At 37.0% G+C, this 20,686-nt stretch carries 22 protein-coding genes; 6 read left to right on the forward strand and 16 right to left on the reverse strand.

Translation table 11 applies throughout. From position 1 onward, the window contains the following. Positions 1-70: 70 nt before the first annotated feature. From BDR01S_RS11915 to BDR01S_RS11940, 6 genes are all read right to left on the reverse strand, one after another. Positions 71-1,252 (reverse strand): hypothetical protein, encoded by a 1,182-nt coding sequence (locus BDR01S_RS11915; RefSeq protein ID WP_066251787.1) that lies wholly within the window; start codon positions 1,250-1,252, stop codon positions 71-73. A gap of 193 nt (positions 1,253-1,445) precedes the next feature. Beyond that, complete coding sequence (locus tag BDR01S_RS11920) at positions 1,446-2,018, reverse strand: 5' nucleotidase, NT5C type (protein WP_066251785.1); 573 nt, start codon at positions 2,016-2,018, stop codon at positions 1,446-1,448. Further along, positions 2,018-3,124 (reverse strand): bifunctional diaminohydroxyphosphoribosylaminopyrimidine deaminase/5-amino-6-(5-phosphoribosylamino)uracil reductase RibD, encoded by a 1,107-nt coding sequence (gene ribD, locus BDR01S_RS11925; RefSeq protein WP_066251782.1) that lies wholly within the window; start codon positions 3,122-3,124, stop codon positions 2,018-2,020. The genes BDR01S_RS11920 and ribD overlap by 1 nt, the downstream gene beginning before the upstream one ends. Beyond that, positions 3,117-3,869 (reverse strand): GTP cyclohydrolase II, encoded by a 753-nt coding sequence (locus BDR01S_RS11930; RefSeq protein WP_066251780.1) that lies wholly within the window; start codon positions 3,867-3,869, stop codon positions 3,117-3,119. Before BDR01S_RS11930 ends, ribD begins: the two co-directional genes overlap by 8 nt. 126 nt (positions 3,870-3,995) lie before the next feature. After that, positions 3,996-5,411: a SpoVR family protein gene (locus tag BDR01S_RS11935; RefSeq protein ID WP_066251777.1), complete on the reverse strand. Its 1,416-nt coding sequence runs from the start codon at positions 5,409-5,411 to the stop codon at positions 3,996-3,998. A gap of 91 nt (positions 5,412-5,502) precedes the next feature. Beyond that, complete coding sequence (locus tag BDR01S_RS11940; RefSeq protein ID WP_066259772.1) at positions 5,503-6,489, reverse strand: M14 family zinc carboxypeptidase; 987 nt, start codon at positions 6,487-6,489, stop codon at positions 5,503-5,505. A gap of 150 nt (positions 6,490-6,639) precedes the next feature. Here BDR01S_RS11940 and BDR01S_RS11945 point away from each other — a divergent pair, with 150 nt between their 5' ends. After that, positions 6,640-6,894 (forward strand): YhdB family protein, encoded by a 255-nt coding sequence (locus BDR01S_RS11945; RefSeq protein ID WP_066251774.1) that lies wholly within the window; start codon positions 6,640-6,642, stop codon positions 6,892-6,894. A 109-nt stretch (positions 6,895-7,003) separates the two neighbouring features. Here the strand turns inward: BDR01S_RS11945 and BDR01S_RS11950 are convergent, their stop codons facing one another. The 3 genes from BDR01S_RS11950 to BDR01S_RS11960 all read right to left on the reverse strand — a co-directional run bounded on the left by BDR01S_RS11950 (position 7,004) and on the right by BDR01S_RS11960 (position 10,108). Continuing rightward, positions 7,004-7,726, reverse strand: coding sequence for an SDR family oxidoreductase (locus BDR01S_RS11950; protein WP_066251771.1), 723 nt, complete (start codon positions 7,724-7,726; stop codon positions 7,004-7,006). A 45-nt stretch (positions 7,727-7,771) separates the two neighbouring features. After that, on the reverse strand, positions 7,772-9,514 hold the full coding sequence (locus tag BDR01S_RS11955; RefSeq protein WP_066251768.1) for a phospho-sugar mutase: 1,743 nt from the start codon (positions 9,512-9,514) through the stop codon (positions 7,772-7,774). Between the two features lie 207 nt (positions 9,515-9,721). Further along, positions 9,722-10,108, reverse strand: coding sequence for a YhcU family protein (locus BDR01S_RS11960; RefSeq protein WP_066251766.1), 387 nt, complete (start codon positions 10,106-10,108; stop codon positions 9,722-9,724). Between the two features lie 109 nt (positions 10,109-10,217). Between BDR01S_RS11960 and BDR01S_RS11965 the strand changes: the two genes are divergently transcribed. Continuing rightward, complete coding sequence (locus BDR01S_RS11965; RefSeq protein WP_066251761.1) at positions 10,218-11,141, forward strand: RluA family pseudouridine synthase; 924 nt, start codon at positions 10,218-10,220, stop codon at positions 11,139-11,141. Between the two features lie 48 nt (positions 11,142-11,189). Here the strand turns inward: BDR01S_RS11965 and BDR01S_RS11970 are convergent, their stop codons facing one another. Then, entirely contained in the window at positions 11,190-11,447 is a 258-nt protein-coding gene (locus BDR01S_RS11970) for a GlsB/YeaQ/YmgE family stress response membrane protein (protein ID WP_066251758.1), read from the reverse strand. A 328-nt stretch (positions 11,448-11,775) separates the two neighbouring features. Here BDR01S_RS11970 and BDR01S_RS11975 point away from each other — a divergent pair, with 328 nt between their 5' ends. From BDR01S_RS11975 to BDR01S_RS11985, 3 genes are all read left to right on the forward strand, one after another. Next, positions 11,776-12,393, forward strand: coding sequence for a DUF47 domain-containing protein (locus tag BDR01S_RS11975; protein ID WP_066251754.1), 618 nt, complete (start codon positions 11,776-11,778; stop codon positions 12,391-12,393). A gap of 11 nt (positions 12,394-12,404) precedes the next feature. Continuing rightward, positions 12,405-13,412, forward strand: a complete 1,008-nt coding sequence (locus BDR01S_RS11980) for an inorganic phosphate transporter (protein WP_066251752.1) — start codon at positions 12,405-12,407, stop codon at positions 13,410-13,412. Between the two features lie 127 nt (positions 13,413-13,539). Beyond that, the gene (locus tag BDR01S_RS11985) at positions 13,540-14,130 is read left to right on the forward strand and encodes a YitT family protein (protein ID WP_066259770.1); all 591 of its coding nucleotides are present in this window, start codon (positions 13,540-13,542) and stop codon (positions 14,128-14,130) included. A 130-nt stretch (positions 14,131-14,260) separates the two neighbouring features. On the opposite strand, the gene proC is transcribed toward BDR01S_RS11985, so the two are convergent. The 6 genes from proC to deoR all read right to left on the reverse strand — a co-directional run bounded on the left by proC (position 14,261) and on the right by deoR (position 18,130). Next, entirely contained in the window at positions 14,261-15,064 is an 804-nt protein-coding gene (proC, locus tag BDR01S_RS11990) for a pyrroline-5-carboxylate reductase (protein ID WP_066251749.1), read from the reverse strand. 13 nt (positions 15,065-15,077) lie between these two features. After that, complete coding sequence (locus BDR01S_RS11995; protein ID WP_066251745.1) at positions 15,078-15,590, reverse strand: DUF3189 family protein; 513 nt, start codon at positions 15,588-15,590, stop codon at positions 15,078-15,080. Between the two features lie 117 nt (positions 15,591-15,707). Next, positions 15,708-16,106 (reverse strand): cytidine deaminase, encoded by a 399-nt coding sequence (locus BDR01S_RS12000; protein ID WP_066259768.1) that lies wholly within the window; start codon positions 16,104-16,106, stop codon positions 15,708-15,710. A gap of 25 nt (positions 16,107-16,131) precedes the next feature. Then, complete coding sequence (locus tag BDR01S_RS12005; RefSeq protein WP_066251742.1) at positions 16,132-16,302, reverse strand: XapX domain-containing protein; 171 nt, start codon at positions 16,300-16,302, stop codon at positions 16,132-16,134. A gap of 22 nt (positions 16,303-16,324) precedes the next feature. Next, positions 16,325-16,999, reverse strand: a complete 675-nt coding sequence (gene deoC, locus BDR01S_RS12010; RefSeq protein ID WP_066251740.1) for a deoxyribose-phosphate aldolase — start codon at positions 16,997-16,999, stop codon at positions 16,325-16,327. A gap of 129 nt (positions 17,000-17,128) precedes the next feature. Further along, positions 17,129-18,130, reverse strand: coding sequence for a DNA-binding transcriptional repressor DeoR (gene deoR / locus BDR01S_RS12015; protein WP_418303024.1), 1,002 nt, complete (start codon positions 18,128-18,130; stop codon positions 17,129-17,131). Positions 18,131-18,345: 215 nt separating this feature from the next. On the opposite strand from deoR, the gene BDR01S_RS12020 reads away from it, so the two are divergent. Continuing rightward, positions 18,346-20,520, forward strand: coding sequence for an MMPL family transporter (locus tag BDR01S_RS12020; RefSeq protein WP_066251737.1), 2,175 nt, complete (start codon positions 18,346-18,348; stop codon positions 20,518-20,520). Positions 20,521-20,686: the final 166 nt, after the last annotated feature.

A 20,686-nucleotide genomic window follows, 5' to 3' on the forward strand; every position in this document is an offset into this window, starting at 1 on the left:
GTACATTATTCTCTCATATCAGAGAAAAAAGGAAAAACCTTGCGTATGTTAACAAGGCTTTTCCTCTGCATTATTTCGCTTTTTCTACGATTGTATTCAGAGTGGAAATTAACTCGTTCACTTGTGCTTCACCGGCAGCTTTATCTTTAGCTTTTGCTGTTTCAACGTATTTCTGTGCCTTTTCAGTTAATGCCTTATAAGCATCTTCACCAAGAAGGGTTTTGATATCTTCACCGATGATATCGATGAATAATGCACCCTCTAAACCAGTGATAACAGCTTTATCTTCACCCAATAATTCTTTACTCTCGCCATACTCATCAATAGCAATTTTCGCAAAACCACGGACGAACGCTTTGTTAACAACAGCAGGATCTAATGCCTTTACATCAGATTCAAGATTGAATTGCTTTTCAATCAATGTAGTTTCATCAGCTGCATGTTTGCCCAAGTAACTGCTTAGAGATTGGTAAAATGCCCAGCCTTCTGCTTGCTCTACCTTAGCAAGTGCAGCGTCTTTCCCCGCTTCAGCTGAAGCCTTTGTTGCATATCCATTTGGAAGTGCACCGGTTGCTAGATAGAAGGTTTTCATTAACGTTTTGTCAACGACTTGCTTACCTAAGTTAAAGCTTAGTTGATCGTCGTTTTTAATTGCTGTTTCTATTTCGCTAAAGCCGCCAGCAATGACACTGACAAGATTTGTTCCATATGCAGCATCACGCTTTTCTACAGTTGATTTTAGAATCGCATAATATCCTTTTGCTTCTTCTAATTCAGCATTTACTTCCTCAGTTTTGCCCCATTTTTCAGTTACTTCTGTAAAATCGTGTTTAATAGATGTATAAAATACCTTTTGCATTAATTTATCAAAGAGTTGTTTGACGATTACTTTATCCATTGAACCATCTTTACCAGCTGCTAGCGCTGCAGTGATTTTTTCATCAATTGTATCTTCAAATTCTGCGTCACGTTGTTTAACTAGCTCTTTAAAATTCTTATTATATAAATCTGTTACTTTATCAAAATCAACTTCTTTTCCTTCTTTTGCCTTTTCAAGTTCTGTAGTAGCTTCAGTAAATACATCAGCATACGCTACCTTTTCTTTTTCTTCTACTTCTGCTTCTTTCTTCTCTGCTGATTTTGCTTTGCTTTCTACCTTTGGTTTACTAGGTGTTTCTTCTGCTTTTCCACAAGCTCCAAGAACTAATGAAAGGGCTGCCATTGCTGCTAGAAGTTTAAACTTGATTGACATTGTGATTTTCCCCCAGTATGTATAATTATATATTTGATAATGATTATCATTCACAATTCTGATTATAACGAGAATGATTATCAGTGTCAACTGTATTTTTATATGTAATAATATAATTACTTTTTCAACTTATACATATAAAAAAGCCATCTTGTACTACAAGATAGCTTTAACACACAATAAAAATAGACTCTTATTTCACTTTCTCATTAATGATTGCCTCAAGGTCACTCCAATTTACTATTCTCGGTAAATTTAAATGTCGATTATAGGATTGATCCCTGAGAAAAATCTTAATTGATTCGTTTAATAATGTATTTAATACCTCTGGTTTATCATCAAAGTAATAATCAAGATTTAACTTCTTAATGATTTCTACCTTTTCATGATCCTGCATTCCATAAAAGAATCGCTCATCGTGAACAGGAAAACCATTTTCTTTTAACCATTTCTTCGTTCGTTCCCCATGCTCTTTTGGTCTTGCAGTTATATAATAGATTTCATGTCCTTTCTTCTCCAGTCCTTGTAAAGTTTCAACAGCATCGGGAAAAGGCGGACAAGATGTATAATAAATTTCTTCTAAAGAACTGCGCCACATTTCATTCCCTTGTTCATCATCTAATCCAAAGGGTTCATGTATCTCAACCCGTTTTAAGTTATGAAAAACTTCGACTGGAACTTTCTGATTCAACCTTCGATTATAAATATTAAAGGCATGTTCGCGTAGATTTATTAAGGTATCATCAATATCAAAACCAAATCTCATCACAAAATTCCCTCTTTTGAATAACTCGGATATCCAATAAATTTAAAGTCTTTTCCAATTTTAATTATCGATGTATCGATTAAGTCCACTGCATCAGCCATTTTCTCCATTCCTGTCCCTTCCAAGAAAGTAGGTGCGTCCTTTCCGCCAATTAGTTTTGGTGCAAAATAGAGGATGACTTTATCAATACATTTCTTTTCAAGGAACGATGCATTTATACTTCCTCCGCCTTCAATTAACACTGAGGAGACCAGGTTCTCTCCTAATATTTGAACAACTTCTTCTGGATCAACTTTTTCCAATCCATTCGTAGCAAAAACTTTTATTCCTAAAGACTTTAATGTTTTTTCCTTTTCCTGATCATAATTCTTACTAGTAAATATCCAAGTTTCTGCAAGATTATCTGTAATTACTCTTGATTCTAAAGGAATCTTTAAAGTAGAATCCAGAATCACTCGAATTGGATTTCTCCCATTTGGAATTCTCGCCGTTAATTCAGGGTTATCTTTTATTACCGTATTGACGCCTACGAGTATCGCCATATTTTCATTTCTTAGATGATGGACATCGTTCCTGGATTCTTCCGAAGTAATCCATTTACTGTTTGATGCGTAAGTGGCTATTTTTCCATCTAAAGTAATTCCTGATTTTAAAGTCACAAATGGTTTTTTTTCGACGATGAATTTATTAAATACTTCATTCATCCGTTGGGATTCCTCTTGATGGACCCCGATTGTCACTTCGATTCCTGCATCTTTTAGTATGTTGACTCCATTCCCGGAAACAACAGGGTTCGGATCTAGTGTCGCAATAACCACTCTTTCAATACCAGCTTCTACGATTGCGACCGCACATGGGCCTGTCCTGCCATAATGGGAACATGGTTCTAACGTAACATAGATGGTCCCGCCCTTTGCTGCTTCGCCAGCCATACGAATGGCGTGAATCTCAGCATGCGGCTCTCCGGCCTTTAAATGGGCTCCTATTCCCACAACTCGGTTATCATTCACAATTACAGCCCCAACTAATGGATTGGGGTCTGTTTGGCCTTTCATTGCTTTTGCATTTTTTAGTGCTAATTCCATATAGAATTCATGATTAGTCATTTGGACCTTTCCCCTTCTCTCTTATATGTCCAGATTTATTTACTTTAGTCTGCAGATATTTTTCGTTATACTCTGATACATCTCCCCATAAAGGCTTTCTGCTTGTTACCTCTAAACCGGCATTTTTTAAAGCCTCTAACTTTTTAGGATTGTTCGTCATAAGTGTGACAGGCTTAGATCGTAAGGCTTTAAGGACCTGGATCGCATCTCCATAGTTTCTGGAATCATCTACAAAACCAAGGCCTTCATTTGCTTCAACCGTGTCATACCCGTTTTCTTGAAGAACATAGGCCATTGCCTTGCTAAATAACCCAATCCCTCTTCCTTCATGGTTTGCCAGATAAAATAGGGCTCCATTGCCATGTTCTGAGATCATTTTCATCGACTGTTTTAATTGGAAACCACAATCACAACGCTTGCTCCCAAAAATATCGCCCGTATGACAAATCGAATGAAATCTTATGATTGCATCGTCTGCATATTCAAAGTCCCCGTATACTAAAACGCTGGATTGTTGATATTCCGCTAAATTTGCTGACGATAATTTATCAATTATTCGTTCAAAATCCTCTGTAACTTCATCACAGTTTAGCCAGCAATACCATTTAAAAACTACGGTTTCTCCGTATAAATTAACTGGAAGTTTTATCGGACCTACTAAATATATCGCCCCTTTTTGTGTTTTAATTAATTGAATTTTATCTTCTAAAACAGAAAGAACATTAGGGCTGAGCGTTTGTTTCATCGGATTTATCCCCTTTTTAGCATAGTGTTTACTACATTAAACGATACATTCATGAAATAATTTCCTCACTCAATTGCGAAGAAATTAAAATAGGCTATCTTGATATTACAAGATAGCCTAAAGAAATTACAAATATTTGCGATGGACTCCTTTCCCATCATACGAAAATAACATTTTTCTGTCTTCAATCATGGATTCGATATGAACAGGTCTGCCCCAAAGCTGCTGGATATAAGGGAGAACTTTTTCCAGGTATTTAACATCTAGTTCCACTCCTTCGTACCAGTGTTTTAAGTATAGTTCGCCATTTTTTAAATAATCACCATCATTAACAGTGATGTAAGGGAAGCCTCCATTTACGCGCATATTTACTAGTTGATCACGAACTTGTTCCCATTGCTTATCAACAATTTTATAATCCCTACCTTGTTTTTGAAAAAGATACATGTCCTCGCGCATGACAAGGTCCTTATTTAGGTAATTTCGAAGGAAGGAAATATCTGATTCCACTTCTCGGACCTCAAATATCTTTTCACGCCCGGAGCCTGGTACTACTCCACGCAGTTTCATATCATCTGTTGGGTTATTATAGCGTTCTTCAATATCCTCAAAAATCTTTATTCCTAAGTAATATGGGTTGATACCTGTTTTCGATGGCTGCACAACTCCTGCATTTAATTTTGCAAACTCGATTGCTTCACCACTTGTTAAATCCATTTCTCTAAGAATTCGTTGATGCCAATAGGAGGCCCAGCCCTCGTTCATAATTTTCGTTTCAAGCTGCGGCCAGAAGTAAAGCATTTCTTCACGCATCATCGTCAAGATATCTCGTTGCCAATCGGTTAACTCTCTACTGTATGTTTCGATAAATAGTAATAAATCCTTCTCCGGCCTTGGGGGAAATCTCTTTTTCCGAGGTTGATTCGTCTCCTTTTTATCTTTTTCATCCAATTTCCATAGATCATCGTATGGGGTTGCTGCTAGTGGTTCATGATCTTCATCTTCCTCGTGATCTCCAATTGACCATGATAGCTTAGGTCTCATAAGTGATGGGTCAATATGTTCGTCAATGGCCAGAACTGCGTCTAGAAAGGTTTCTACCTCTTTTTTTCCGTATTGAATTTCATATTGGTGAATCCTTTCAGCGGTGGCTGACATACTTTCGACCATGTCGCGCTTTGTATTTTGAAATCGAACATTGTTTTTAAAGAAATCACAATGTGCTAACACATGGGCAACAATTAGTTTATTTTGAATGAGTGTATTGGAATCAAGTAAAAATGCATAGCAAGGATTTGAATTGATTACTAATTCATAAATTTTACTAAGCCCTAAATCATAATGAAGTTTCATTTTATGAAACTGTTTACCGAAACTCCAATGTGAAAATCGGGTCGGCATACCGTATGCACCGAATGTATAAATAATTTCTGCAGGACAAATTTCATAACGCATTGGATAAAAATCCAAACCAAAACCTGTTGCTATTTCAGTGATTTCACTAATCGCATATTCGAGTGAATTACGACCTTCCACATCCATTTTCCATTCCCCCTTTACCTCTTACCACAATGTATGAAGTAAAAAGAGGAATGATGAAACAAGATAGAAAAAACAATAGGCAAGTATGTATTTAATCAGGGACTTTTTTGGCCTCGGCAGCAAGCTTAAGTCCTACATACCGATTTCGTTTCCACTCTTTGGTAAAAATAGATAAAGGCGGATTTGTTTCACCAACGAGGTAACTAATTTCAATAGTTAGTGCAGGTCTATGGTATGTAGTGATAAACCAATCTGTGAATCCGCCGCCCACTGCGTCTTTTTCTGGTTCCGCTAATTTATAACCCGTTAATTTTGATATCTTTTTTGCAATACGTTTGTCGCGCTTCAGGTAATTGCCATTTTTGTAATTCCAAAAAATCTCTCTGCCGGCGGTATGATACGCGACGGCAATGGACGGGTTTATCTCTTTTATAAACCTCGTGAGCGAACGTACCTCTTTAGCCTCTAATGGTTTTTCTCCTTTATAAAATTTATTGCTAGGAGCAGCGGGGTTTCCGTTAAGACTTTCCCAGCCGGCAGGGTATTGTCTGTTTAGGTCTACTCCCAAGCCGTTGGACTTCCAACCTTCAAAGTTAGTTGAGCCACCATTCATTTTTACCAAAAGTTCTTGATGTTTAGGCGAAAATCTTTGTAGTTCATGCTGTTGGACAGCTACACCATCTGGATTTAACATCGGTACAAACCATAGGGATACATCATTAAGAATATGATGGGACTTGAATCCGAAAAGGCCCTTCTCATTATAAGAGGCAGCATAAGACTCGAGCATTTTCATTAACATGAGGCTTGTCAGCCACTCTCGCCCATGATGGGAACCAATCAAAACCACATTTTTCTTCCCTTTTCCAAGCTTTATTGCCCAAATATCCCGATCAAAGTGTGTGGTTCCGATGGATTTAATTTTTACTTTCCCGGGATATTTTTTTTGAATTTTTGCAAGATCGTCTTCTAACATTTCATACGTATATGGTTTATTTGCTTTGACAATTTTAGCGCTTACGACATTACTCTGTTGAAAGGTTAAAAAGAGGATGACACAAGTAAAAATTTTAATCATATGACCTCCACTTTGTTCATAGTAACAACAATATATACAGGTAAATGTTGAAAACAGCGTAATCATTGGGTGTCCAACATTTTCTGTGAAAGTTATCGTTAAAATATCATACAATAATCTCAACTCCTAATAAGGAGGAGAGATAAACAAATGAATAAAATGGATTATGATCGAGCGTTATATTATACACATCGATCCGAGTGGGATAATTTGCTGATATTAATGGTACGAACAAAAGACCAATTTTTATCAAAAAGAATTGAACAATTCCTGCATGCCTATAATTTCGAACGTGATTACAGTGTGATTGAAACCAAATTATATAATCTTTTGCGCTACATCGACCATGCGAATGAAACCGTAGAGCTTGACCCTAATGAGATACCGATGTATAGTCTTTCCTAAATGTATGGTGAATACTTCAGCCAGAGAAACTTTTATAACAGGACCAATGAATTCCACCAAAAAACACGGCTTCCAGATCGGAGGCCGTGTTTTTAAAATTTTGGGATTATTAAGCAATCGGATATTGTTGAGCGAATGGATGGATCACAATTTCATCGATGATCATATGTTTAGGGGCAGAAGCCATGTATACCACAGCATTCGCTATGTCCCCCACCTTTAGCCAGTCTTCCTTTTCAGGTAAGCCTTGAGTAGACTCTGCAAAATACGTATCGACCATGCCCGGATTGATGGTCCCTACACGAATTCCGTATTCCCTGACTTCTTGGGCAACTGAGCCGGAAAAGCCTTGAACTGCATATTTAGTTGCCGTATAGGCTGCACCATTAGGAATGGTATAACGGGCAACGTCAGATGAAATATTAATAATTGTTCCTGATTTCTGATCTTTCATATGCGGGAGTACAGCCTTTGTCGCAAGGAATACACCTTGAACATTTACTTCAAACACCTTTTTCCACTCTTCCAAGGAGACTTCCTCCGTTAATTTAAAGAAGCCTAACCCGGCGTTATTTACGAGAAGATCGATTGAACCATATGCTTCGAGTGTCTTTTTCACAACTGCCTGCATATCCTCTTCCTTGGAAACATCCGCTTGTACGGGCAGTACATTGGGGTAACCCATTTTCTTAATTTCTTCGGCTGTTTCAGATACTTGAGTAGAACTTCCGACAATTGTAAGCTTCATTCCACTTTCAGCTAATTTTACAGCAATTTCCTTCCCAATTCCTCGAGACCCGCCTGTAACAATCGCAATTTGATCTTTAAGCATAATTTTCTCTTCCCTTCATGTTAAGTTCTTGTTGTTTTTATTTGATTAAATTTCTTGAACCAATTTCATTTTACTATCCACTAACGCCATAAAATCATTCTCAATCGTTTTCAATTTTGCTTTGCTTTCTTCAAGACTTAAACTATTAACCCCAAAATAGAACTTCACTTTTGGCTCCGTTCCAGATGGTCTTAAACAAACCCATGAACCATCTGCGAAAGTATATTTTAAAACATTCGATTTTGGTAAATCCATTTTTTCTTCTCCGCTATTCGTTACACGAATGCTTGTTAAGTAATCCTCTGTTGTCGAAGTAGTCAAGTCGCCAAGACTTGTAATGGGCTCATCACGGAACGATGCTAATAATTGTTGAATAGTCTCAGCCCCTTCTTTTCCTTTTAAGGTTAAGGAACGAAGGCCTTCTTGATAATACCCGTACTTTTCAAATACCTGCATCAGTCCATCATAAAGGGACATGTCTTGTTTCTTATAAAAAGCACACACTTCTGTCGCTAAGAGAGCTGCTTGAACCGCATCCTTATCACGAGCAAAATCACCAATCAAATATCCATAGGATTCTTCATACCCAAATAAGAACTTCCGATCACCTGTTGCCTCATATTCATTGATTTTTTCAGCAATAAATTTAAATCCTGTTAAGACATCAACGGTTTCTAATCCATAAGCAGAAGCAATTTTCCTGCCAATTTCTGATGTTACAATTGTTTTTAAAACCACACCATTTTCCGGCAGATTTCCTTTTTCCTTTTTCTGAGTAAGGATATAATCAAGAAGTAATGCACCTGTTTGGTTTCCCGTGAGTACAACGTATTCTCCTTCAGGATTAAGAACAGCAATTCCTAACCGATCCGCATCAGGATCAGTCGCAATGAGCAGATCCGCCCCTACTTTTTTTCCATCGCGAATGGCTAATTCAAAGGCTGCATGCTCTTCAGGATTAGGACTTTTTACAGTTGAGAATTCCGGATCCGGAAGTTCTTGCTCTTTTACTACCGTTACATTTTTATAACCCAAGGCAGCAAGCGCAGCACGGACAGGCTTATTAGCGGTACCATGTAAAGGGGTAAAGACGATGTTAAGCTCCGTTTCTTCCGCAAGGTTTGGATTCTCTGAAATAGTTCTTAATTTTTCAATATAGGCATCATCAATTTCAGCACCGATTGTTTTAATTAATCCGGCTGCTCGTAAGTTTTCTTCACTGTCAACTTCTATTAGTAATTCATTCTCGATCTCATTTACCTTAGCAATAACTTTATCAGCACCTTCTGGCGGAAGTTGACCACCGTCTGAGCCATAAACCTTATAGCCATTATATTCAGGCGGATTATGGCTAGCGGTAATGACAATACCTGAGAAGGCATTTAAGTATCGAAGCGCAAATGATAATTCAGGGGTCGGTCTTAATTCTTCAAAGACATATGTTTGGATTCCTTTTGAAGCTAATGTTTTAGCTGCCTCCATTGCAAATTCCGGTGATTTATGACGTGAGTCAAATGCAATCACAACACCGCGTTGTTTGGCTTCAATTCCTTGGTTTTCTATGTATGAAGCTAGACCAGCTGAGGCTTTGCGCACAGTATAAAGGTTCATTCGGTTGGTTCCAACCCCGATTTCACCTCGCATACCACCCGTTCCAAATTCTAAATTTTTATAAAAAGCCTCTTCTAATTGTCTTTCATCCTTGAAAATTTCAGTTAATTGATTTTTTAATTCAGTATCTAATCCTTCAAAATCTATCCAACCTTTGGCTGTTTGTTTCCAATCCATAGAATTCCCTCCAATTTCTGTCTACTTATATTGTTTCTAATTTCATGTTTGTTACTCCTCTTAAAATCTCCTGAAATTAGCCGACAATTTTCGCAGTATTAACGAAATAGTATTTTTTCTTCCATTAACTATATTACCTTAAAATTAGTCAGTATTAGTAGAAAAAAATAAAAGGCCTGCAATTTGCAGACCGGAACTTTTTCTTCTTTATATGAGCAACTCATTATCAGCATTTGAATAAATACTTAGCATATGATTTTTAATACATCTTTCTTCTTGAAAATGTTCATATTTAAATGGAAACAATAATCCAAATTCCTGCAACGTCTCAACATTTTTATCAAATAATAAAGAGTATTGATCATCGAGTTGGGTGGCCTCGAGAATAGAGATTAGGGTTTGAATACTTGTCATTACCTGAAAGGCATCTTTTAATGTATTAAAATCTTCAGATGTATGCAAAACTTTTAACTGTTTAAATTGAAAAATCTCCTCATCGGTAAAGTAGAGAGGAAAAATATTCGAATAGATGTACCTCACCAGCCCATTTATTTCTTTTTCTTGACTTGGTGTCGAGGCAAAAACAATTTTCACTAATATAACCCACCTTTGCCATCGCTTATTTCTGTCTAATTGTATATCATTAGAATAACATAACTTAGTCGGCAGTTACGGTGGTAATTATAACCTGAAGGAGAATTAAATGCTTAAAACAACGCGAATGGGAGATTGGTTTCAATTAACAATCCCTTTTGAATGGAATGGAAAAACTGTTGCTGATATTTTTCGGAATGTTTGGGAGGCCCCCAAAAAAGTGACTCATTCTTTTAGAATGGATAATAAGGTATTAGTAAATGGTGAACCAGCTAACTGGAATACCCCACTCAGCCAGGGTTCCAAGCTACAACTTAACCTTTTTGGGGAAGAAGAATTACAAATCACACCAAACTACCTAAATGTTGATATCCTTTATGAAGACGACCATGTAATCGTTCTTAACAAACCCCCTTATATGAATACGCATCCAAATGATCCAAAAGTAGATATAAATACTCTTGTTAATGCGGTTCAATATTACATGCAAGCAAATGGGGAAATAAGAAATATACGCCAGGTTCATCGATTAGACCGCGATACCTCAGGGGCTATTCTTTTTGCTAAACATGCTTTGGCAGGCGCTATTTTAGATAATATGCTTGAAAAACGGGAGATAAAAAGAACCTACGTTGCTTTGGTTCATGGGGTGGTGAAGCAAAGCAACGGAACTATTAAAGCTGCAATTGGCCGGGACCGCCATCATGCCACAAAAAGAAGAGTTTCTCCAACAGGCCAGGACGCACTTACCCATTACATGGTATTAAAGGTAGACAAAGCCAAACAAATGTCCTATGTAAAATGTTGGCTGGATACTGGAAGAACACATCAAATCAGGGTCCATTTAAGTTATCTGGGCCATCCCCTCGTGGGAGATATTTTGTATGGCGGTAGCCCAGTGGTTAAAAGACAAGCACTCCACGCTGCCAAGCTTGAATTTATTCATCCATTTACTCAGGAAAGAATTATTTGTCATGCTCCATTTTTAGATCAACCTATTATTTTTAAAGATATCGATATTTATTCACTTTAAGTAACATCGAAAAAGCCTCCTGATTTCGGAGGCTTTTTCGATGTTTATTTATCTGTCTGTTCTTCTAAAGGATCGCATTATGAAGCTTAGCAGCAGGGCTAAAACTGCAGCCCCAATGATTGCTGGAATTATCGCAAAATCAGCAACCCTTGGCCCCCAATCACCTAGAACCGCTGTCCCAAGCCATGCCCCAACAAAACCTGCAATGACGTTACCAATGATTCCACCCGGTATATCTCTTCCAACGATAAGACCTGCTAACCATCCAATAATCCCACCAATAATTAATGCCCAAATGAAACTCATTCAGAACACTCCTTTTCAGTATTCAATTATTTTGTCTCAGGCAGTATTGGAAAAGTAACTCATTTTTCATGCTACCTGTATCATTAAAATACCCAATTTTCAATTTTATACTCAAAAAGATAAAAATCCTCTAACGTAAGCTTTATACATAAATCAATGAATTTAGGTAAAATTAAAAAAGTCTATAACATAAAAATAAACTATTCAAAACATTCTAATGTTAAGTTTTTGTAAATTTTTTATGAAGTTATTTCTTTTTTCGACATTTTTCAATAGAATTACTAGGTTGGTGTACAACACTTGTTTATATGAAAATGGGGGTAATTACATGGCAATCAAAAGAGCTGATAAATTTATGGTTTTACTTAGTCATATTTCCGCTAACCTTAAAGAAAGTGCAAATTTCTTCACAGAATACAAATTAAAAAATGTGAGTGATTTGAAAATTTTCTCAGAGAAAATGAAGGAACTTGAAACAAAAGGTGATACTTTCGTTCATGAAGTAATCAAAGAATTGAATGATGCATTTATCACTCCGATTGAACGTGAAGACATATTGAGTCTTGCCATGAGCATGGATGATGTACTCGATGGACTTGAAGGATGTGCAGCATTATTTGAAATGTACTCAATTACAAATGCTGATGACTATATGAAGAAATTTGTGGATGCCATTCAAGCCAGTGTCCATGAAATTGACAAAGCAGTTGATTTACTCTCTAATAAAAAATTACAACAAATTAGAGAACATGCGATTAAAATAAAAGATTATGAATCCAACTGTGATAATATCTTACGCCAGTCGATTAAAAATTTATTTACGGTCGAAAAGGATCCCATTCGTATTATTCAATACAAGGAAATATACGAAAATCTTGAAGATATTGCAGACTATTGCCAAACGGTTGCTAATACACTCGAAACCATTATTATGAAAAATGCTTAAGGAGCAAAAATATGAGCGTTGTATTAATTCTAACAATATTAATTGTAATTAGTGCCCTTGCATTTGACTTTATTAATGGATTCCATGATACCGCAAATGCAATTGCTACCTCTGTCTCGACAAAAGCCCTAAAACCACGCCAAGCAATCTTGTTAGCTGCGGTAATGAATTTTGTTGGGGCATTGACATTTACTGGAGTAGCAAAAACTATTTCTAAAGACATCGTAGATCCCTTCTCGCTTACCGGTGGTCATACGGGATCGATTGTTATTTTTGCGGCTTTATTATCAGCTATTATTTGGAACTTACTCACATGGTATTATGGTATTCCCAGCAGCTCTTCCCATGCAATTATCGGTTCTATTGCAGGTGCTGCCATTGCTGCCAAAGGCTTTGAAGTGATAAAATATGAAGGTTTTATAAAGATTCTTGAAGCCTTAGTTCTCTCTCCGATTTTGGCATTTACCGTTGGTTATATTGTTTACAGTATTTTTAAAATAGTTTTCAAGGACTTTAATTTAACCAAGACAAATCGAAATTTTCGTTTTATCCAAATTGCTACAGCGGCTTTACAATCCTATTCACATGGTACAAACGATGCGCAAAAATCAATGGGGATTATCACCATGGCTTTGCTAGCAAATGGTTATCTTCATCATGATGAGGTTCCTTTCTGGGTACAGCTTTCCTGTGCGATTGCAATGGGACTTGGTACATCAATTGGCGGATGGAAGATCATTAAAACAGTGGGCGGGAAAATTATGAAGATTCGCCCGATAAATGGGGTTGCAGCGGATTTAACGGGTGCAGCCATCATTTTCGGGGCCACTTACATTCACTTACCTGTTAGTACTACTCACGTTATTTCTTCAGGGATACTTGGTGTAGGTGCTTCGCATCGTCTTAAAGGAGTAAAATGGGGTACTGCTCAGCGGATGTTAATTACGTGGGTCATCACATTACCAATTACTTCCGTTTTAGCAGGTATCATTTACTTCATAATGAATATCTTCTTTTAAAAAAACAACCAGAGAGATTCTGGTTATTTTTTTTGACCCTTTTTACTGAATCTTTTTTAAGAACATCACTTCTAAATGAATGAAACCTTCATACTTTATGTAGGAGGACATGTTTTGGGGTGAGATTGTGAAGGAAAAAATTGCTGCAATGCTGCTAGGAAGTTTGCTTTTGAGCCTTGGGGTTAATGGATTCTTAGTACCCTACCACCTGCTGGATGGCGGGGTAATTGGATTAGGATTAATCATTCATTATTTTTACGGGTGGCCGACTGGTCTGAGTATTATTCTGTTAAGTCTTCCATTATATGTTCTAGCATGGATCTTTGAAAGACGTTATTTCTACTACAGTCTTCACGGACTTATCATTTCTTCTTTTTGTATTGATTTTCTTTCATTCATGAACGGAAAAATCCATATGGGTATATTACCAAGTACGATAATTGGTGGATTACTTGTCGGTATTGGCATAGGTCTTATGCTGCGTTATGAAACAAGTACGGGTGGGACAGATTTACTTGCCCAGATTTTAACTAAATTTACTTCCGTAAATGTCGGCATTATCATATTCATTATTGATGGGTTAGTGATAACGAGTGGGATTCAGGTGGTGGGATTAGAAAAGTTCTTCTATTCCCTGCTTACGATTATTTGTGTTGGATTAATGACAGCCTTAACTGTTAGTGGTGGTAATAAAAACGGAAATTTTCCCTATTATTAAATTAAAATGCTTATCACGGAATCATCAATTCTTTATTAAGGGCCTGATTAAAAATCATTCAGAAATATGAACAGACTTTCTCTATATTTGACAAAAAAAGGATCCATAGAAATGGACCCCAAGCTTATTATTATATTAAGTTTTTAACCTTATTCGTACAGCTCTCCATTGCAGCTGTAATGGCACCCCGAAATTGTTTTTCCTCAAGGGTAATAACGGCTTCAATCGTTGCACCCCCGGGAGTACACACATTATCCTTTAATTCGCCAGGATGTTTCCCAGTCTCAAGGACCATTTTTGCAGCCCCTAGTACAGCTTGAGCAGCAAGTCGATATGCCTGATCCCTAGGAATCCCCTGCCTAACCCCTCCATCTGCCATTGCTTCAATGAGCATATAAACATACGCCGGGGAAGAGCCACTGATTGCAGGTACAGCATCCATTAGTTTTTCATCTAGCCGCTCGGTCTTACTAAAGGTATGGAACAAGCGCTCCACCTCACAAATTTCAGATTCCTCGAGATAAATATTAGCACAAATTGCACTCATTCCCTCACCTACTAGTGAAGGAGTATTAGGCATGGTTCGAACGGCCTTTACTTGGAATCCAAATAATTGTTCGATATCCATTAATGAAATCCCGGCTGCAATGGTTATAATAATTGATGCTGGTTTCATATCATTTTTTATTTCTTTTATTACATTAGCATAGAGTTCAGGGTTCACTGCAAGGACGAGTATGTCTGCATATCTGGCAAGATCCCGATTATTCAATGTCGTGACAATACCGAATGTTTTCTCGATGTGCTCAATCGTTTTTTCAGTATTAGCACTAGCCATAATATTTTCTTTGGGAATCAGATGTGACTTTAAAATCCCCTCAATCATGGCTTGAGCCATTTTTCCGGCTCCAATAAAACCTATTTTCTTATTCATATTTTCTCCCCGCCTACTTATACATTTTATTCTCAAGAACAATTATATTTTCTCCGTACGTCGTTCTCCCTATTTCTTTTGTATTCTCAACCAACCTATATATATTATCACAACATTGTTTAGCACCTGTCACTAATAATGGCACCCCAATGAAGTCGATTTTTAAACCTCTTGAGAAAAATCCACCCATTGACATGGAAAAAGGTACCGTTGGTGAAGTATTAGAGAAAACAATTTTTTCATCAAATTTAAATTTTTCTTGCAGCAATAAAATCATTTCTTTTAATGCCGGAACCACATATTTGTTCCTTTTCCGTCCTATCGTGTATACAGAATGTCCCTCTTCATCAATTCCGTGCAGAATAAGTTTTCCAAAGTCTTCCTTTGTTAATTTGTTGAAATAATTGACATTTAATATTTCTTCTTTCGTAAGTTTCCGTTCAGATTGTGGTAATTGTTTTAAATGATAGGCAGCTGCTAAGGAAGTTGTATGCGTCCCACCATAATCATTATAGATATAAATCATATGTATCATCCTTTTTTTTTTACTATGAATAATATGCGCAATAAAGCAACTGCCAATTCTATTTATAGACCAATGCAAAAAAAGAAGTTTATCACAAAAGTGATAAACTCCTCTTATTTATTTATTTAAATCTTTAGGTGAAAAAGCTCCCGGTAGTAAGTCCTTCACTTTGAGTTTTAAAATATCACCCTTTAAATTTGTCAGCACAACTTCCATTTCTGCATCACAAAGCTCTGAAATCACCTGACGGCAAGCTCCACATGGAGAAACTGGTCCTTCAGTATCCGCCACTACAACGAGTGAATCAAATTGTGTAACACCCTCTGAGTACGCCTTAAACAAAGCGGTTCGCTCCGCACAGTTAGTAACGCTGTATGCCGCATTTTCGATGTTACAGCCATGAAATATCTGACCATCTTTTGATATTAGCGCAGCACCCACTTTAAAATTCGAATAAGGTACGTAGGCAAACTCTCTCGCTTTATTTGCTTCAACGATTAAACTGTTTTTTTCCATCATATTCACTCTCCACCAAGGAAATTTAATGCTGGACTAATTTTGTAATCCATTCAAATAGGATTCCGCCAAAATACACCCCGAAAATACCCATTACTCCTGATAAGACTGGGGGAGCAGGTATTGGAAGCTTTAAAAATTTAAACAACAAACCAACAATTAATCCGGCGACTAATGCCAATATTACGTCTCTCATCTAATTAACCTCACAATAGTTTTTAGTAATTGCTTAAAGATAGCTCACCTTTACTGATTGAAACACCAGAACTTGCACCAATGCGAGTTGCTCCAGCTTCTACCATAGCAAGTGCATCTTCACGACTGCGAACGCCGCCTGAAGCCTTTACACCAATTTCTGGCCCGACTGTTTGACGCATTAAGCGTATATCTTCAACTGTGGCACCGCCTGTAGAAAAACCAGTAGAAGTTTTTACATAGTCTGCCCCAGCTTTCACAGAAATTTCACAGGCTCTTATTTTTTCTTCATTTGTTAAAAGGCAAGTTTCAATAATTACCTTTACCAATGCTTTTCCTTTTGCTGCTTCAACAACGGCTGCAATATCTTTTTCAACCAATTCATCCTGATTATCCTTAAGCGCAGCAACATTAATTACCATATCTATCTCATTAGCACCATTCTCAATCGCATTCTTTGTTTCAAATGCTTTGGTTTCTGATGTAGTTGCCCCCAGTGGAAAACCAATTACGGTACATACTTTCACTTCTGGAGTAGCTGCAAGCATTTTAGCTGCTGTATTTACCCAAGTAGGATTAACACAAACAGATGCAAATAAATACTCTTTCGCTTCTTCCACTAATTTTACAATTTCTTCTTTTGTTGCATCTGCCTTTAATAATGTATGATCAATCATACTGACAATATTTTTAGACATAACGTTCGTCCTCCCTGTTCCCTATTTATTTATATAAAGATTTAATGTTATTTATCACAAGGTAACTATACCAAACCGAATGAACATTTGTAAATACATTTATGAACAAATGTAAAATTTTTATTTTACTTAATGCTTATCAAGCAAGAATTGCGCCGTATACTGATCGGTCACTAGCACATTTGCGTACCCACCTTTTAATGCACCGTAAATTCCCTCAATTTTATTTGGTCCACCTGCAACAAGAATCGAATGGTCCTTTTTCTTTAAATCATTTAGATTAACTCCCAGCGTCCTTTCATTTAAGCTCTCGTTGCATACTTCTCCTGATTCATTGAAAAAACGCGAACAAATATCACCGACCGCCTTTCCAGAAAGGGACTCTATATCACTGTCTGTAAAATAGCCGAGCTGAAATAATAACGAGTCGGTTTTTATTGGACCAATCGTAAAGAGAGCAATATTAGACTGACTGCCTAGCTCAAGGATCTTGCGAATATGGCGATCTGCCTCCATCGCCTGTTTTACAACCACGTGATCAACAATTGCCGGGAGGGGAAGATTGTGAGGCGTTGTATGAAAAGCTTTTCCAAAAAGATATAAGATTTCCGATGCATAAGTATTTGTTTCCGAATGGCTAACGCCGCCCTTTAATTGAACAACCTTCACGCCTTTTACTAACTTCTGCTTGAGTTCAACTGCAACATGGTATAAAGTAGTTCCCCATGTCACCCCAATTATGTCATCATCCTTAACTATTTCATCAAGATAAAGGGCTGCTTTTTCACCAAGATAATTCTTAATGAAGTGATCTTCATATTGGGGAATTGAAGCGACAATTACCTTTTTAAGGTTAAACTTTTGTTCAAGTTCCGTCGCCAGATTATCAACATCTTCTGTCGGATCCAAGATACTGATTTGGACAATCCCATCACTTTTCGCCTGCTGTAATAAACGGGACACAGTGGGACGGGAAACACCAAGTTCCTTGGCTATTTCATTTTGATTATAATCCAACAGATAATATAGCTTAGCTGCTTCAATGACTTTCGTTAGTTTTTCACGATCCACTGCTATCACCTTATCTTTTAATATTTTCTTAATTGTACCAAAGAAAGTTATTAATTTCATTTTATTTTACATTTGTAAAATTTATCTTGAATTTTATTTCATGCTTTAAGAAGCTTCATACGGTGAATTTTCATCCTCTAAAATGGGGAACATTTATTAAGATATATAAACTAATTAGTGATTAAAGAAAAAGACACCAATAAGTCATCCGCTGTTTATCAGTTCTTCTGTATACTGAAATAAGGATGAAGATTCCTTTTTGAGGAGGCGGTACCTTGCAGAAATTAGGCGGATATATCTATAAAAAACGAAAATGGATCCTGGCATTTTGGATTATCCTTATTTTGCTATTAGGATTCTTTGCTCTAAAATTACCTGCTGTTCTAAGCGGAAATGGTTTTGAGTATAAAGGAGAATACAATCAAACACGAAATATCCTTGAACAAGAATTCGGGCATCCGAAGTCCTCGATCATCCTTGTGTTCGAAAAAAATAAAACTGTCAGTGATGATAACTTTAAAAAGTTCATTTTAGACATATTTGATAAAATTACCACAAATCATGTTGGAAAACAGGTTATTTCCCCTTTTGAACGGGAAGGGATGATAGCTGATAATTATGCCTATGGGCTTATTACTTTTAACAAGAATGCGGAAAGCCTTGGAAAAGAAATTAATCAATTAAAAGCGCTGCTTGAAAATAAAAAAGGCTTAAAGGTCACTATGACAGGTGAACCAATTATTGTTCAAGACCTAAATACTGCAAGTCAGGAAGATTTAGCAAAAGCCGAAATGATCGGTCTTCCAATCGCCTTAATCGTTCTTATCCTTGCGTTCGGAGGTCTCGTTTCAGCTTCCCTTCCAATTGTGATTGGGGTTGTTTCTATATTATGTACAATGGGAACCGTTTACTTTTTTAGTTATGGTGCGGATTTAACCATTTTTATATTAAATATAGTCCCGATGATAGGTTTGGCCCTTAGTATTGACTTTGCCTTGTTGTTTATCAATCGATACAAAGAAGAGCTAAAAACAAAATCCATACAATCTGCTATTGAAATATCCGTTTCAACGGCGGGACGATCAATCATCTTTTCAGGTCTTTGTGTTTTTATTGGCTTATCGGCGCTTTGGTTTATTAAAATCGATATCTTTCAAAATGTAGCACTAGGCGGGATGACCGTAGTGTTACTCTCTGCTTTTTGTGCATTAACCTTTCTCCCTGCACTTCTAGGGGTATTGGGAACCAAAATCAACAAATTAAGTTTACTGCCCGTCAGAGACGAACAAACAAGTATCTGGCACCGATTTGCAAAATTTGTGATGAGACGGCCTATTCTCATGACAATTACAGCCCTTGTGATTCTTTTGTCAGGATTGGTGCCCCTGAAAGAAATGATTTTAGCCATTCCTGGAACTGAATCTCTGCCGCCAAATTACCCTTCACGAGATGCCTTAGAAACATTTAAAGATCATTTCGTAGCAAAAGAAAAACGTGATGAGAAAAAAGTGACGATGGTTCTTGAAACGAAAGGCAGCATTCTTGAAATAAACAATCTTGAAAAAGTAAAAAAAGTAATAAACGCTCTTGATAAAGATGTGCTTGTAAATTCCGTAGACTCACCATTTTCAGCAACTGGAATAAAAGATGTGAAACAGCTTAAGCAATTTCTCACCTATGGAAAAAATGCCAATAGTGCCCCAATTTCTAACTACTACATTAGAGGTAATAAAATGCTTATAGAGGTGTATTTAAATACTGGTGAACATTCTTCAAAGGCACGACAGTGGGTAAGCGATTGGTCCAATAAAGATTTAGGCCTTAAAGCTTCATTTGGCGGACCGATTAAATTTGAGCAAGAAATCTTTTCAGAAATATTTCAAAAAGCTCCCTATGGTTTATTATTAATTGTTATTTCTACGTTCGTGATATTAATGGGAGCTTTCCGCTCCATTCTTATTCCATTGAAAGCAATCTTAATGAATATGTTAAGTCTTGGCTGTACCTTTGGAATTGTGGTTTGGATATTCCAGAAAGGGCATTTAGGAGTAGCACAAGTTGATATTGCTCTCATTTTACCTGTGTTTGTCTTTACCCTTGTTTTTGGCCTATCAATGGATTACGAAGTGTTTCTCATATCGAGAATTCAGGAATTCTATTTAAAAACAGGTGATAATAGTGAGGCGACCATTTCTGGTTTGACCTACACTAGTAAAATTATTACTTCAGCCGCTGCCATTATGATTGTCGTTACTGGGGCATTTGCATTTACTGGGGTTATGCCTGTCAAGCAACTGGGGGTAGGGATTGCGATCGCCATCTTTATTGATGCCACCGTTGTCAGGATGGTCTTGGTTCCAGCTCTGATGAAATTACTCGGGGATTGGAACTGGTGGTTTTTTGGCAAAGAGAGTAGAAAACAACCTCGTTCAAAAAAAAAGCCAGCCTGATATCAGGCTGAAGGACATTTCTTCTTCTTTTCAACCAAGTTTTGTCCTTCATCAGCTCGATGAAGGACATTTCTTCTTCATTTCAACTGAGTTTTGTCCTTCATCGGCTCGATGAAGGACATTTCTTCTACGTTCCAACCAAGTTTTGTCCTTCATCGACTCCAAG

Source organism: Neobacillus drentensis NBRC 102427, assembly GCF_001591445.1.
Lineage (GTDB): Bacteria > Bacillota > Bacilli > Bacillales > Cytobacillaceae > Neobacillus > Neobacillus drentensis.

Excerpts from the sequence above, each read along its gene's own strand:
- BDR01S_RS12000 (WP_066259768.1), bottom strand. The coding sequence starts at position 16,106 with ATGGAAAAAAACAGTTTAATCGTTGAAGCAAATAAAGCGAGAGAGTTT.
- BDR01S_RS11955 (WP_066251768.1), bottom strand. The coding sequence starts at position 9,514 with ATGGATTGGAAACAAACAGCCAAAGGTTGGATAGATTTTGAAGGATTA.
- BDR01S_RS11950 (WP_066251771.1), bottom strand. The coding sequence starts at position 7,726 with ATGCTTAAAGATCAAATTGCGATTGTTACAGGCGGGTCTCGAGGAATT.
- ribD (WP_066251782.1), bottom strand. The coding sequence starts at position 3,124 with ATGACTAATCATGAATTCTATATGGAATTAGCACTAAAAAATGCAAAA.
- BDR01S_RS11965 (WP_066251761.1), top strand. The coding sequence starts at position 10,218 with ATGCTTAAAACAACGCGAATGGGAGATTGGTTTCAATTAACAATCCCT.
- BDR01S_RS11995 (WP_066251745.1), bottom strand. The coding sequence starts at position 15,590 with ATGATTTATATCTATAATGATTATGGTGGGACGCATACAACTTCCTTA.
- BDR01S_RS11975 (WP_066251754.1), top strand. The coding sequence starts at position 11,776 with ATGGCAATCAAAAGAGCTGATAAATTTATGGTTTTACTTAGTCATATT.
- BDR01S_RS11920 (WP_066251785.1), bottom strand. The coding sequence starts at position 2,018 with ATGAGATTTGGTTTTGATATTGATGATACCTTAATAAATCTACGCGAA.
- BDR01S_RS11940 (WP_066259772.1), bottom strand. The coding sequence starts at position 6,489 with ATGATTAAAATTTTTACTTGTGTCATCCTCTTTTTAACCTTTCAACAG.
- BDR01S_RS12005 (WP_066251742.1), bottom strand. The coding sequence starts at position 16,302 with ATGAGAGACGTAATATTGGCATTAGTCGCCGGATTAATTGTTGGTTTG.
- BDR01S_RS11930 (WP_066251780.1), bottom strand. The coding sequence starts at position 3,869 with ATGAAACAAACGCTCAGCCCTAATGTTCTTTCTGTTTTAGAAGATAAA.
- BDR01S_RS11945 (WP_066251774.1), top strand. The coding sequence starts at position 6,640 with ATGAATAAAATGGATTATGATCGAGCGTTATATTATACACATCGATCC.
- BDR01S_RS11970 (WP_066251758.1), bottom strand. The coding sequence starts at position 11,447 with ATGAGTTTCATTTGGGCATTAATTATTGGTGGGATTATTGGATGGTTA.
- BDR01S_RS11980 (WP_066251752.1), top strand. The coding sequence starts at position 12,405 with ATGAGCGTTGTATTAATTCTAACAATATTAATTGTAATTAGTGCCCTT.
- deoR (WP_418303024.1), bottom strand. The coding sequence starts at position 18,130 with ATGAAATTAATAACTTTCTTTGGTACAATTAAGAAAATATTAAAAGAT.
- deoC (WP_066251740.1), bottom strand. The coding sequence starts at position 16,999 with ATGTCTAAAAATATTGTCAGTATGATTGATCATACATTATTAAAGGCA.
- BDR01S_RS11935 (WP_066251777.1), bottom strand. The coding sequence starts at position 5,411 with ATGGATGTGGAAGGTCGTAATTCACTCGAATATGCGATTAGTGAAATC.
- proC (WP_066251749.1), bottom strand. The coding sequence starts at position 15,064 with ATGAATAAGAAAATAGGTTTTATTGGAGCCGGAAAAATGGCTCAAGCC.
- BDR01S_RS11915 (WP_066251787.1), bottom strand. The coding sequence starts at position 1,252 with ATGTCAATCAAGTTTAAACTTCTAGCAGCAATGGCAGCCCTTTCATTA.